Raw genomic sequence first — 12,539 nt, 5'->3', positions numbered from 1 at the left:
CACGTTATGCAGACCTGCCGCCTGCAAGCGGCCAGGCATTGCGCCGGGCCAGGCGGTAGTCGGACCTCTCATCAGCGTCTCCAACGGCGCCTCCCGGGCCCGGTGACACCACCCCCCAGGTCATCGGATCGACAGGGGGGACCAGTCATGCCAGGCCCGGAGGCCAGCGGCCCTCTTGCAGGACCGCGGAAAACATAACTGTGAGAGTTCTTCTGCGGCCCGGGATGGGTTGCTGTCAGGCTCGGCGCCGATGATCCGGCATGACTCGAAACATAACTGGCGCCCCGTCAGGGACTGCCGTTCCCCCGAGATGTCTGCCGGACATCGGCGTCGAGCCGGGCCCACCCGTTGGCTTGATCAGCAGCTTGTCCGCCTTCCGGCGTGACTCATCACAGTTCCGCCACGCGGTGACTCCATTCAGGCCGACACCGTCGCGGTCGTCCGCGCGGAGGAGAACAACCACATGACCTTGCTCGCAGAACACGTCGACGGCGTCATCGGCGTCGATACCCACCGAGACACCCTCGCGGCGGCGGCCGTCAGCCCCATCGGCGCCGTCCTTCGCCGTCGCGCAGCACCCGCCACCGGCTGTGGTCGTCTTCGTAGCGCACCAGGGTCCAGCCCGACCCGCCGTGCACGCCCAGGTCGACGATGGCCACCGGAGCCTGCCGGCCGTCCCCGGTGGCCGCCGTGTCGTCGCCGTCGGCCGGCTGCGGCTCGGCTGGGTCCGGGCCGGGTCCTCCGTTTTCGGCGCCACGGAGAACACCATCCCGGGCTTCGGCAAGGGCGACTTCTCCAGCATCAAGAACCTGCGCTACGCCTTCCAGGACGCGAACCGCAAGCACGTCACGGTCCTCGCCTCCTCCGGTGACGGCGGTGCCACCGACCTCCAGGCGGACGGCAAGACCTACTACAAGAAGCGGGTCAACTCCTGGCCCTCCTCCGACCCGCTGGTCACCTCCATCGGCGGCACCCAGCTCCACCTGAACGACAAGGGTGAGCGGGCGGCCGGACAGCGTCTACAACGACTACGGCGCGGGCGCCGGCGGCCAGTCCCACGTGTTCACGCGGCCGTCCTTCCAGAACGGCGTGAAGAAGGTCGTCGGCACCCGCCGCGGCACCCCGGACATCTCGATGGCCGCCGCGGTCAACGGCGGTGCCTGGGTGTACTCCAGCTTCGACCCGACCGCCACCGGCTGGGACGTCAGCGGCGGCACCAGCGAGACCAGCCCGCTCTTCTCGGGCATCGTCGCCCTCGCCGACCAGGCCGCCGGCCACCGTCTGGGCAACATCAACCAGGCGCTCTACACCCTCGCCCAGCACAAGGACTCGGGCGTCGGCGACGTCAACGACGGCACCGACAACAGCTACGAGGGCGCGTCAAGGGCTACAAGGCCGTCAAGGGCTACGACATGGCCACCGGAGTCGGCACGCTGGACGCCCTGCGCTTCGTGCCGGCCCTGGCGAAGGCGGCCCACCACGGCTGATGTGCGACTGCCGTGAAGTGACTGCCTGCTGACGGTTGCTCGGCCGACGGCGGCTCGGGTGCCCACCCGGGCCGCCGTCCCCTTCACAGTGATGAGGCGGGAGCGTGTACCGCGTTCGACCACTGGAGCTGGACCGGAACCTTGCCGGCCCCGTCAGTGAGGGGCACCTCCTTGAAGACCGTCTTGATGTCGCGGCCTTGGGCCTCGAGTTCGTTGATGGGGAGATCTCCGATCTCACCCCGGCCGTCCAGGGAGTACCACCCGAGCTTCGAGAAGTCGTTCGACCGGGCGGCGTCCTCGACATCGGGGTCGGTCCGCGCTTCGTTGAGCTCGTGGTAGAAGGTGGCCACCACGTTCTTCCAGGCGTCCGGTCCGTTGAACACCGGTATGCCGTTCCTCACTCCGTTGACCACCTGGGAGAAGACCCCGACCGCGTAGTAGACCGTGACGTTCCGGCCGTTGTGCCTCAGGTGCACCGACCCGTGGAAACCGGCGAGTCCGTTCTCCGAGTCGGAGTCGGCGTCGTCATCGAGTTTGATCAGCGCCTGCTGGCGGCGTTCGTGTTCCTCTTCCTCGCCGGCCGGAGGCCGGAACTGCGGTGAGAACCCGTCGACGAGGACGACGCCGCGCGGAAGCATGAGGTTGATGACGCTCTCGCCGGGGTCGCTGTCACCGAGCGCCCCGTCCTGGAACAGCCGTGCGGCGAGTTTCTCCGCCTGGTCCTTGAAGAACCTCTTCGGCGCCGGTTCCGCCAGCACGTCGGAGTCCAGCATTCTGGACGAGATCTCGCCCGGGTAGTACTGGGCGATCACCGATTGCAGCCGGGGGTCCGTCATCGCGGCCTCGAGCGCTGCATCGATCTCCTTGATGTCGTCCGTGTCCCAGGCGTCCTGCCCGCCGAGGTAGCGGTTGACGAAGACGAGGTCCGTGATCTTCCTGCCGCCGTGGTCCGTCAGGTCCCACGCCGGGATCTCGCGGAATCCCTCGGACGTCACCGCCTCCGTCGTGACCGTCGCAGGTGCCTGCTCCCTCGCGTAGGCCTGGGAGACCGGCGACTCGGGACGCAGCACGACATTGAGCGGTCTCACTCTCCTGTTCGCTGAGTCAGCCATGTCTGTTCCCCTTTCAACTAGAAGTTAGGGGATTTTTCTGCTCACTTCTAGTGTCGAAAGCAGCCGCCACACCTGCAACGGGAGCCGCTGCCGTGTCGAAGGGGCCCGGCACCAGCCGACGTGCGCGAGCCGTAGCGGACCGCGCAGTCCGAGGCGGCCGTCGTGCACGCCCTCGGTGACGAGGCCGGCGACCACGGTGGTGTTGGCGTAGGCGTCGCCCCACGGACGAACGGTCCGGTCAAGTGGGCAATCTCGCCAGCATGTTCAGGGATCTGGGGCGGCATGCCGAAGCTCTGCCGTTGGAGGAGCGGGCGCTGGCCATCAGTGAGGTGGCCCTCGGTTCCGACCACCCCACGACTGGCCTTCGCCTGGGCAATCTCGCCAGCACGTTCAGGGATCTGGGGCGGCATGCCGAAGCTCTGCCGCTGGCGGAGCGGGCGCTGGCCATCAGTGAGGCGGCCCTCGGTCCCGATCACCCCACCACCGCCCTGCGCGTGAACAACCTCAGTGCGATCCATGCAGTGCTGGAAGGCTTAACAAGGGACGAACCCTAGCGACATTAACCTGCGCGCCAAAGGTTGGCGACGGGAGCTCAGAAGGTCGCATTCGCCGAGGTGTTGCGCGCAACGCCAGGAGATCCCAGGGCTCATCATGGCTTGTCACGTCTGTCTATGGTCACCGGTGCAGTCGAACTCCGAGCTCTTGGCGATGTTTGAGAGAGTCACACCCCGAAGACGTGCTGACATCTGGGGAGGTACGTTCAGGTCGCGTTCATGCGCGCCTCTGAAACAGGCGTGGTGCACGCCTGAGGTGCATCAGGCGTTCTGACAGCCAGACGTCCGGCGACGGCGCAAATACCTTGTGGGCCGGGATTGACCCAGGCGAACGCGGTCAGTCCGGTGACCTTGAGGATCTGGCCTCCTCGACGCCTTGCGAACGCGGCTTGATAACTCATATCAAGCCGCGTTCACAGCCCCTTGGGGACGTCTTGTCCGGCGGGCCCGGTCTACATGCCGCGTTCCGGGCCGTGACTGACGCGTGTGCGCTTGTCGGGCGTCATGGGCGGGTACTCCAGCATCACGGGGCCGGGGTAGAAGGCCGCGCTCTTGTATCCCGCCATGTCCTCTCCGATCAGGTAGCGGTAGAGCCACTCGGCGAACAGCATCGGATAGCCGGCCCAGTCTCCGTCCTCGCACGCGACGCACATGCCGCCGGGGACGTCGTAGACCTGGGGTGCCAGGAAGATGGTCTCTCCCCGGTCCGTGGAAGCCAGTGGAATCATGCCTTGCGGGGTACCGAAGGCGAGGTCCTGCAGTCCGCAGATCTGACGGGGGTCGGATTCGGGATCATTCGTCCAGTCCAGTTCCCCCACCGAGTCTGGGAGTACGCCTGGGAGGTGTCGCGGATCTTCTCCGGGAGGTTCCACCGAGCGGTGGCCGGATGCGACAGATACAGGTGTCCGTTGATCTGGATCGGCGAGTATGCGTCGACGATGGTCTTTGTCTCTCGAACGATCTGGTCTCTGTCTCAGGCGACCTGGCCCGATTCGCTCCTCGTCTCCATTGATCTGGTTCAACTGTCCGTTCTCACTTGACCTGGCCGAGCTTCCCGCTGATGGTCGTTCCGGGCGATTCATGGTGATCCGCGTACTCACCGGCGCACCCGGCCGGGTTACCACTTGATCAGCATGACTCCGGCGCTTGCGCCGCTGGCCAGGCCGAACAGTGCGATGTCCGTGCCTGGGCGCAGCCGTCCCTGCTCCGTGGCGAGGGACAGTTGGAGGGGGATGGTGGCGGCGGCCATGTTGCCGGTGCGGTGGAAGGTGGGCAGCACGCTGTCGGCGTGGATGCCGAGGCGGTCGCGGAAGGTGTGGACGAAGGGGACGGAGGGCTGGTGGACGCAGACCAGGTCCAGGCCGCCGGCGTCGACGTCCCGCTGCTTGAGCCACTGCTTGGCTCGGGTGTCCAGGCCGATGAAGGAGGCAAGCAGCCATTCGGAGTCGATGTTCAGCCCTGATGTCGCACCCGGAACCTGATAGGGGTTGAAGAGGGTTGCGGCGGGCCAGCCGAACGAGTTCGCCAGGAACGTGGAGGCGATGATCCCCGGTTCCGCGCTGGCTTCCACGAGCAGGGCCGCGCCCATGTCCCCGCCGGTCAGGGAGGCGAGCGCGGTGCGCAGCTCGGCGGGGCAGGTCAGCGACCAGCGGCTGAGGCGGCTCAGGGTCTCGCCGCAGGCGATGGCGACGCAGCGGTAGGCGCCGGTGCGGATGAGGGCGTCAGCGACCTCCAACGCGTTCAGGACGCTGTTGCAGGCGTTGGAGACATCGAGGACCGGGCAGGTCAGGCCGGTCTTGGCGGCCACGATGTGGGCGTTGGCGGGTTCCTGGACGTCGGCGCTGACGGCGGCGAACAGCAGCAGGTCAATGTCGCCCGGATCCAGTCGTGCTTGTGTCAGAGCCTGGGTGAGGGCGTGTGCGGCCAGGTCGGAGGGCAAGGCGTCGGCGTCGGCGAGAACGCGTTCCTGAAGTCCGTAGAGCCGCCGTAGCAGCCCGTTGGGGATCCGCAAGGCGGGGCTGTCGCGGCGTAGCCGGTCCTCGATGGCTTGTGAGGTCTGGCGGCCGGGGGGCAGGTGGACGGCGACCTGGGTGATGCGGCTGTGAAGGTTCATGCCGTCTCCCGTCCCGCGTTGGCCCGGGGCTGGGGTTCCGGGTCGCGGAGGTGTGCTTCTTGGCCGCTGCGGGTGCGGGGCAGGCCACTGGCGGTGTGCTTGACCCAGTCGGTGAGCCACAGGGGCGACACGCTGTGCAGCGGGACCAGGAGGCGGGCGTCGAGGCCGACGGTGTAGCGGGCCCGGGGGTGGCGGGAGGACAGGGATCGCTCGATCACCCGGGCGACCGGTTCCGGACCCGGAACACGCCCGTTGACCGTGGTGAACAGGTTCCGTGTGCGCTCATAGCCCGCGCCACCACCGGCCGCGGACAGGTCGGCAACCGCCCGGTCCAGCATCGCGGTCGCGAACGCGCCCGGTTCCACCAGACACACCCGCACCCCGGCATGGGCGCTCTCCACCCGCAGGCAGTGGGTGAGCGCGCTGAGCGCGTGCTTGCTCGCGCTGTACCAGCCGCCCAGCGGCCACGGCACCCTCCCCAGGCCCGAGGAGACGTTTACGATCCGCCCCGTACCCCGGCGGTGCATCGGCGGCAGCGCCAGCCGGCAGATCCGCATCGCACCCAGGACGTTCACCTCCAGCAGATGACGGGCCTGCTCATCGCTCACGTCCTCCAGGGAACCCGCCTGCGGCACACCGGCGTTGTTCACCACCGCCCACGCGCCACCCCCCGTCATCTCCTCCACCAGAGCCATCGCCTGCTCGCACGAGACCGGGTCGGCCACGTCCAGCACCACCGTCCGCAGGCCCAGCCCCAACTCGGCCGCAGCAGCCACCAGCACATCCGCCTTCACCTGGCTGCGCGCTGTACCGATCACATCGAAACCACGCCGGGCCAGCCGCAGTGCGGTGACCATCCCGATACCCCCGGTCGCCCCCGTCACCACCACGCTGCGCACCACAGGACGACCGGACCCCTTGCTTGCCGGATCGAACACGGACCCTCCCAGCACTCCCCAATGGCCAGCACCGACGGCACTCGCTCCGCTGATCAACGACTGCGGTCCGGCCGGGTTGCGCCGAGGGCACCAACAAGATCGCCCGCCCTGCGAGTTGGTGAGGCTCAAAGGCGGCCTTCCGTGCCCTCGGAGATCGTCTGCCCCTCGACACGCCCATCCGGCTCAACGTCGAGCTGTGTGCCCTGTTCACGGACGAACCAGATCAGCTGAGACAACAACCGACGTCCAGACATCCAAGACCAGATCGCCTGAGAGTTTCGGCGGTCCGGCGTCTCAATTGATCTGGTCGCCGCAGTTCACAGCCCTACTCACAGACCAGATCATTTGAGACGGGACAGTCTTGTAGTCCGCGGGGAGTTCCGTGCCGAGTTCGGCCTCCAGGCGGGCCCAGGCGGCCGGGTCGGCGTAGCGGTTCTCGGGTGGGCCGATCATGTCGAGTACGGCTCGCAGGTAGTCGGTCATGGCGTGTGGACCCTCGCTGTCCGGAGTAGGTCGGCTGCATCCGTCCGGCAAACCGGCTGTCAGGTCGTACCTAACGGGCAGGGAGCCTAATCGGGACCACAGCACCGACACCCGTGACGGGTTCCGGACGGCTCACCCCTCGAAGCGGGCAACACCCTGACAGTCGTGGGTCTGATGCAGGCTCGGGTGACAGGTTTGACCTGCCCCACCATTTGGGTTCCAGGCTCGGTGGCTAACCGGCAGCTGGGATGGTGTCGTTCTCGGAGAGTAGTTCGTACTCGATGGGGGTGCGGTAGCCCAGTGCCGAGTGTCGTCTCTGGCGGTTGTAGAAGATCTCGATGAACTCGAAGATCGCGTTGGCCAGTTCGACCCGGGTCTTCCAGCGCTTGCGGTTGAGCAGCTCGATCTGCATCGAGGACCAGAACGACTCCGTCATCGCGTTGTCCAGGCCGTCCCCGGCGGTGCCGAACGACGGCAGGAGGCCGGCGGAGCGGATCTTTTCCCCCGAAGACCCAGGAGGTGAACTGGGTGCCGTGATCGGCGTGAACGATCCCGCCCGGCTCGGGGCGGCGGTTGCGGACGGCCATGTCCAGCGCGTTGACCACGAGGGTGGAGTCCTGCCGTGAGTCGATGGACCAGCCCACGATCTTGCGGCTGAACGCGTCCAGGACCGCCGCGCAGTAGACCCACCCTTCCCTGGTGCGGTGCTGCGTGATGTCGGTGACCCACAGCTCGTCGGGACGCAACCGATGGAACGTGCGATTGACCAGGTCCTCGGCGGTGGCGATGCCACGCAGCCGCTTGACGCGCACCGGTCCGGGCAGGCCGTGGATCCCGGCCTGCGTCATCAGCACCGACACGGTCCTGGAGCAGACCCGGATGCCCATGCCCAGGGTGAGCTCGGCGTGGATGCGGCGGTAGCCGTAAGTGCCGCGGGAAGCGACGTGAACCTCTCGGATCAGCCCGGCCGGCCAGTCCCGCCGTAGCTGCCGTGCAGTGGTCGGGGTGCGCTTTGTGCTTGTAGTAGTTCTGCCGGGTGACGCCAAGGATCCGGCAGCACCTGTCGACCGGTGCCCCGGCATCGACGAGTCGGTCGATCACCGGGTAGAGCCTTTTGGGCGGGGCTTGTCCTCGCCGAGGAACTTCGCTGTCTGCCGGACGACCGCCAGCTCGGTTTCCAGCTCACGGATCCGCCGGCGAGCGGCCCGCAACTCAGCAGACTCGCTCGACGGCGTTCCCGGTCGCCGCCCGTTGTCGATGTCGTCCTGCCGCAACCACTTCGACAACGTGACGGGATGGATACCGAGCTCCACCGCTGTCTGTCTGGCCTGCTTGCCGGCACGGATCAACGCGATGGCACGCGCCCGGAACTCCGGAGGATAGGGACGAGGCATGACTGCCAGCCTTCCGTGAAGAGCTGTCAGTTAGCCACCAAAACTGGAACCTCAGAGGTGGGGCAGGTCAAGATGTCACCCGATCGTGCGGCAGACCCGACATCGAGTGGGCCAGTGCAGCAGACCCGAGGCAGGAGCTTCTCGCTGGTCAGGCCGATTTGTAAGGCCGCATCCCCTTACGATCAGAGGTGTAGTCGAGGCGCAAGCTCTTGGCGACGTCTAGAGAGTCACGACTACACGCTGGTACCAGGTGGTGCGTTCAGATCGGATTCGTTGTCACCTCGGCCCCAGGCCGGTGCACCCATGAGCTACATCGGCCGCTCCATCGACCGGACGCCGGTCGACAGTGAATACCTTGTCAACCGGCATTGACCCAGGCCATTGAGTAAGAGTGGCTCATCCGAATGACCTGCGGCGGGGCCGCGTTGCATCCCTGCAAGCCGCTGTCTCGATCCCCGGTGGTCCCGCATGATCGGGCACGGGCCTGGCGCGCCCCCCTTCGCTCCGGGCTACGCGCGAGTGGTCGCTGAGATCTACTGGGTCACACATTTGGTGTGGGTTGGTGAGGGCCGGTGGCACCTGCTGGATTTTCCTTCCGCGCAGCTTTGGCCTCTCGGCGGGCGCATGTGAGGTTTTTGCGGCTGTTCAGTGTGTCGGGGTGGGTATTGCCCAGGACCCGCTCGCACTGGGCGAGGTTGGTTTCCAGCAGGGGATGGCCCGTTCCAGGTTCCCGGCCGCTCGGTAGGCGCAGGCGAGGTTGTTGCGGCTGGCCAGGGTGTCGGGGTGGGTGTCGCCCAGGATTTGTTCACGTTGGGCGAGGGTGTCTTCCAGCAGGGGGATGGCTCGTTTCAGGTTTCCCGCCGCCCGGTAGGCCCACGCGAGGTTGTTGCGGCTACTCAGTGTGTCGGAGTGGATGGGGCCCAGTACCGGCTCGCGCTGGGCGAGAACGGCGGTGCGCAGCGAGATGGTGTGGGCGTCGCGGCCTTGCCGGTGGAGGTATTGGGCAATCTGGTGGTAGGTGTCGGCGGTGTCGGCGGTGTCGGCTGAGGTGGGGGTGTCCGATGGCGTGGACTCGGTCAGAGCCAGGGCATGGGGGAGTAGGCGTTCCCGCAGGGCGGTGGGTTCTGGCAGGAAGTCGTCCGGTTGGGTGGGCAGGGCCTGGTGGACGGCCTGCTCGGCCTCGCTGCGGCCCAGAGCGTACGAGTCGGGCCCGGACTGAGACGGGGTGCGGGTGCGCAGGACGGTCTGTACGAGGCGGTGGACGCTGACGCCCTGGCGGTCGTCGGTGAAGGCGATCATGTTGTAGGCGTGCAGCTCGGTGCCGTCCAGGAGCCGGCCGGGGTGATGTCCGGTATGTCGTGACACTGGGGGTCCTCCCGACGCCGTCAGCCAGCCGAGGGCACGTGCCGCGGGCGGCCGCTGTGCACATCGGGCAGGGTCAGCAGCCCGAAAGCGCGGTGGGCCGCACCCGTCCCACGCCGGACGACGGCCAGGGCGATGAGGGCCGCCGCGGCGGGCACGCCGAGCCACCAGTCCAGCAGATGGATCAGAACACTTGCGGCTATGGCGCTGCCGAGCGCCACTCCGAAGACGGCACTCAGCACCGCGAGCACGATGCGGACGTGTCCGGGTGCCGCACCGCTGCCCGGCTCACGCTCGCCCGACCCGAGCCAGGAGACCATCGCTCCCAGCATCACGGGTACGAGGACAGCTCCCATCCCGTACAGCGTCAGCGCGACCGGCGAAGACAGCCAGTCGCCGACGCGCGACAGGACCTGCCCGAAGCCCGGGTGCTCCGGCCAGGATGCGAAGGTCTTCCGGTCGGCCGAGAAGAACCGCTGGTACCCGCGCCCGTCCCAGCCGTGGACCAGGAGGAAGAACATCCCGAGGTAGCCCACTCCGGCCTGGAGGAAGGCGGCGTACGCGCGGTCGGCCGCGATCAGCCGCGCAGCGACCCAGTATCCGAGTAGGCCCTGGCTCACGTTGGTTGCGGCGAACAGGGCGACCAGCCAGGCGGGCAGCGCTTCGTGCCCACGCGCCACCTGCATCGTCTCCCAGTCCGGGAAGCCCCAGAGCAGCCATACGCCGCTGGGCGCGAACAGCACCGAGCAGTACAGGACGGTGCCCATCAGGTACGGGTCCGACCACCGAAGGACGCGGCGGCGGGGCGAACCGGGCCTGCTGACGAGCCGGTACGCGGCGGCGGTCGCGAAGCTTGCGCCGATGCCGTACGACCAGAAGACGTCGACCTGGACCATCGTGCTCTCCATTCCGGAATGACATGTCATTCCGCTTCGAAGGCAGAAGAAATGAACGGTCCTTGCGGGCCTGCGACTCAGGAGGAGCCGAGGCCGTCGAACATGAGGGTTTCCACCGTGTGGATCCACGGCTCACGCATGCCGGCCGGGTCCTGCACGTGCAGCAGGCGTACGGCTCCGGTCACGATCATCCCGTTCACCGCGAGCCCGACCACATGTGCGTCCAGATCGCGACGCAGAAAGCCACGGTCCTGGCCATTGCGGATGAATGCGGCGGTGTAAGCGGCTGCCGCCTCCATGGCCTGGCCCGCGAGGTCGGGCTCGGCGCGGTCGATGGCTATCGCGTCGTAGAACAGAATGCGGCCCAACTCCGGTTCCGCAACGACGAGCTCGAACAACTTTTGGCCGATCCGCCTGACCTGCTCCCGGTACTGCGACAGGGTCTCCGAGGAGCCGGGGTCTTCGTCGGACAGTACGTCCGTTATCCGGCCGAGCGCCCGCGACACCACGCTCCGCGCGATGTCCTCCTTGTTCTTGAAGTAACGGTAGAACGTGCCGTGTCCGGCGCCGAGCTCCCGCGCGATGTCGGAGATACCGGTCGCGTGGTAGCCGCGTTCGGCGAACACCTTTCCCGCGGCGCGCAGGATCGCGTCCCGCTTGTCGACCACACCTCCGGGCACGGAGTTCCCCTCACGTCAGCGGAACGCGGAATGACGTGTCATTCTCGAACTGGCCACCGGCCACCGTCAATAGACCCGACTCCGCCTGCTGGGCTAGGAAACCGAAGCAGACGGCGTGATAGGGCCTTCCTCCACACCGGAGGGCAGTAGTGCAGGCGGTGACGTCCAGTACCCAGGGCGGTGAACAGCTGGGCGAATGCCTGGTGGGCACGGTGGCGGGCGGCGGTGATTGCTTCGTCTCCGGACAGCTTGACCTCGAACGGCACCGAGGGCGCACACCCGGAGGTGACATAGCCCGCGTCATGCAACATATCCTCGCGCTGACCGCCGCGATCTGGCACAACGACGCCACCGGACAAACCGTCCTACGCTCACTGATCGCCTACGATCACTGACCCTTGGAATAGATCATCTCGGACACAGGGGGTGCACGATTGAGGGGCAGTGGTAGCACGGTTGGCCGGATGCCAGCCGACAGAAAATGCCTTGTGGACCGGCATTGACCCAGGCCATCACCATGCCGCTGTTCTTCGGCTCCAACGCCCTCTACCCGGTGTCCGTCATGCCCGGCTGGCTCCAGGCCGTCAGCCTGGTCAACCCGCTCAGCTACCAAGTCGACGCCCTGCGCGGCCTGTTGCTCGGCACACCCGCGCATCTGGCCCTCGACTACGGCGTACTGGCCATGGCCGCGGCTCTCGGCGTCCTGTCCGCCTCGGCGCTGCTGGGCCGGCTGGCCAGGTGAGAGCAAGGTCCCCGGGCCAGGCCCCGGACGGGCGCTGCTGTCGGTCACAGGGGTTGGCCTGGCGACAGCCGTTGTCCTGGGATCAGGCACCTCGGTCGCGGTAGCGGCGTCGGCTGCCTCTGACGATTCCGGGCCCTCGACTCGGCACGTGATCGTGGACGGACACCGGGTGATGGCGGGGACCACGATCGGGGAGTGGGGCGGAAGGAGAACGGCGAGTTGTACTCCTTCACCTACAAGCCCGGGGAGGGCAAACCCGCCAGGCGCGCTGCACCTGCGACGGCAGGCTGTTCGGTGTACATCTCGGACGTCTCCTTCCACGGCGCCGGAGCGGGCGCGTGGTTCCAGTGGGAGACCTCGCAAGCCTGTAGCGGCTCCTTTGGCTCCTTTGGCTCGCAGAAGCTCCAGAGCCAGATGTGGCGCAGCTCGTGGAGCGGGCCGCGCGGCTACAACGACGGGCACGGCACGGGCCTTACCTCGAACAGTTTCATCGACTACGGATGGTCGACGGACTGCAATGACGGCGGCGGCACCGACACCTACTACCCTGTGATGCAGGGCGACGCCAGCGGCATTGGCTGGGGCCCGAAGACCCGCTCCGACAATGAACTGCGCAAGGGCTGCGGGACCAGCTCTCCGAATCCTTAGGAGAAGCGCATGGCTGAACAGCCCCCAACGCGTTACTCACCCGAGGGCACCCCCTTGGGCCGCAGCGCGGACAGCGTCTGGTTGAGCAACGGCCACTCCACCGAAACCCCGCGCGCCCGCAAGCTGTGGT

Annotated in this window: 11 protein-coding genes and 4 pseudogenes; 5 read left to right on the top strand and 10 right to left on the bottom strand. The window is 67.3% G+C overall.

The genetic code is table 11. The annotated features are described in order from the left end of the window. Positions 1 to 539: 539 nt before the first annotated feature. Positions 540 to 845, bottom strand: a complete 306-nt coding sequence (locus tag ACWEBX_RS16205) for a hypothetical protein (RefSeq protein WP_451885540.1) — start codon at positions 843 to 845, stop codon at positions 540 to 542. Between ACWEBX_RS16205 and ACWEBX_RS16200 the strand changes: the two are divergent. Beyond that, a pseudogene (locus tag ACWEBX_RS16200) lies at positions 747 to 1,487 on the top strand (S53 family peptidase); the annotation flags it as partial. The gene ACWEBX_RS16205 and the pseudogene ACWEBX_RS16200 sit on opposite strands and share 99 nt — an antisense overlap. A gap of 83 nt (positions 1,488 to 1,570) precedes the next feature. Here ACWEBX_RS16200 and ACWEBX_RS16195 read toward each other — a convergent pair. Next, on the bottom strand, positions 1,571 to 2,599 hold the full coding sequence (locus tag ACWEBX_RS16195; RefSeq protein ID WP_451885487.1) for a hypothetical protein: 1,029 nt from the start codon (positions 2,597 to 2,599) through the stop codon (positions 1,571 to 1,573). A gap of 242 nt (positions 2,600 to 2,841) precedes the next feature. Here ACWEBX_RS16195 and ACWEBX_RS16190 point away from each other — a divergent pair, with 242 nt between their 5' ends. Next, complete coding sequence (locus ACWEBX_RS16190; RefSeq protein WP_451885486.1) at positions 2,842 to 3,153, top strand: tetratricopeptide repeat protein; 312 nt, start codon at positions 2,842 to 2,844, stop codon at positions 3,151 to 3,153. Between the two features lie 452 nt (positions 3,154 to 3,605). On the opposite strand, the gene ACWEBX_RS16185 is transcribed toward ACWEBX_RS16190, so the two are convergent. From ACWEBX_RS16185 to ACWEBX_RS16150, 8 genes and pseudogenes are all read right to left on the bottom strand, one after another. Next, positions 3,606 to 3,881 carry a hypothetical protein gene (locus tag ACWEBX_RS16185; protein WP_451885485.1) on the bottom strand — a complete coding sequence of 92 codons (276 nt, stop codon included), beginning with the start codon at positions 3,879 to 3,881 and terminating at the stop codon, positions 3,606 to 3,608. Between the two features lie 389 nt (positions 3,882 to 4,270). Next, positions 4,271 to 5,266: a 3-oxoacyl-ACP synthase III family protein gene (locus ACWEBX_RS16180; protein WP_451885484.1), complete on the bottom strand. Its 996-nt coding sequence runs from the start codon at positions 5,264 to 5,266 to the stop codon at positions 4,271 to 4,273. Then, a complete protein-coding gene (locus tag ACWEBX_RS16175; RefSeq protein ID WP_355987386.1) occupies positions 5,263 to 6,204 on the bottom strand; it encodes an SDR family oxidoreductase in 942 nt (313 codons plus the stop codon). Before ACWEBX_RS16175 ends, ACWEBX_RS16180 begins: the two co-directional genes overlap by 4 nt. A 294-nt stretch (positions 6,205 to 6,498) precedes the next feature. Beyond that, complete coding sequence (locus ACWEBX_RS16170) at positions 6,499 to 6,687, bottom strand: hypothetical protein (protein ID WP_355987384.1); 189 nt, start codon at positions 6,685 to 6,687, stop codon at positions 6,499 to 6,501. Between the two features lie 232 nt (positions 6,688 to 6,919). Continuing rightward, positions 6,920 to 8,081, bottom strand: a pseudogene (locus ACWEBX_RS16165) (IS3 family transposase). Between the two features lie 645 nt (positions 8,082 to 8,726). Further along, entirely contained in the window at positions 8,727 to 9,446 is a 720-nt protein-coding gene (locus ACWEBX_RS16160; protein ID WP_451885483.1) for a tetratricopeptide repeat protein, read from the bottom strand. Between the two features lie 20 nt (positions 9,447 to 9,466). Beyond that, positions 9,467 to 10,351, bottom strand: a complete 885-nt coding sequence (locus tag ACWEBX_RS16155) for a hypothetical protein (protein WP_451885482.1) — start codon at positions 10,349 to 10,351, stop codon at positions 9,467 to 9,469. Positions 10,352 to 10,416: 65 nt separating this feature from the next. Then, the gene (locus tag ACWEBX_RS16150; RefSeq protein ID WP_451885481.1) at positions 10,417 to 11,019 is read right to left on the bottom strand and encodes a TetR/AcrR family transcriptional regulator; all 603 of its coding nucleotides are present in this window, start codon (positions 11,017 to 11,019) and stop codon (positions 10,417 to 10,419) included. Between the two features lie 242 nt (positions 11,020 to 11,261). Here ACWEBX_RS16150 and ACWEBX_RS16145 point away from each other — a divergent pair. The 3 genes and pseudogenes from ACWEBX_RS16145 to ACWEBX_RS16135 form a co-directional block, all read left to right on the top strand. Beyond that, positions 11,262 to 11,414 (top strand): annotated as a pseudogene (locus ACWEBX_RS16145) (IS982 family transposase); the annotation flags it as partial. Positions 11,415 to 11,524: 110 nt separating this feature from the next. Beyond that, a pseudogene (locus ACWEBX_RS16140) lies at positions 11,525 to 11,761 on the top strand (ABC transporter permease); the annotation flags it as partial. Positions 11,762 to 11,980: 219 nt separating this feature from the next. Then, the gene (locus tag ACWEBX_RS16135) at positions 11,981 to 12,409 is read left to right on the top strand and encodes a hypothetical protein (protein WP_451885480.1); all 429 of its coding nucleotides are present in this window, start codon (positions 11,981 to 11,983) and stop codon (positions 12,407 to 12,409) included. Positions 12,410 to 12,539: the final 130 nt, after the last annotated feature.

Source organism: Streptomyces sp. NPDC005070, assembly GCF_053600395.1.
The sequence above is the reverse complement of the archived record's forward strand: the minus strand, read 5'-3'. Positions and strand labels throughout refer to the sequence as shown.

What these genes read in the sequence shown, in the direction of transcription:
- ACWEBX_RS16170 (WP_355987384.1), bottom strand. Translation starts at nt 6,687, where the DNA reads ATGACCGACTACCTGCGAGCCGTACTCGACATGATCGGCCCACCCGAG.
- ACWEBX_RS16155 (WP_451885482.1), bottom strand. Translation starts at nt 10,351, where the DNA reads ATGGAGAGCACGATGGTCCAGGTCGACGTCTTCTGGTCGTACGGCATC.
- ACWEBX_RS16195 (WP_451885487.1), bottom strand. Translation starts at nt 2,599, where the DNA reads ATGGCTGACTCAGCGAACAGGAGAGTGAGACCGCTCAATGTCGTGCTG.
- ACWEBX_RS16185 (WP_451885485.1), bottom strand. Translation starts at nt 3,881, where the DNA reads ATGATTCCACTGGCTTCCACGGACCGGGGAGAGACCATCTTCCTGGCA.
- ACWEBX_RS16180 (WP_451885484.1), bottom strand. Translation starts at nt 5,266, where the DNA reads ATGAACCTTCACAGCCGCATCACCCAGGTCGCCGTCCACCTGCCCCCC.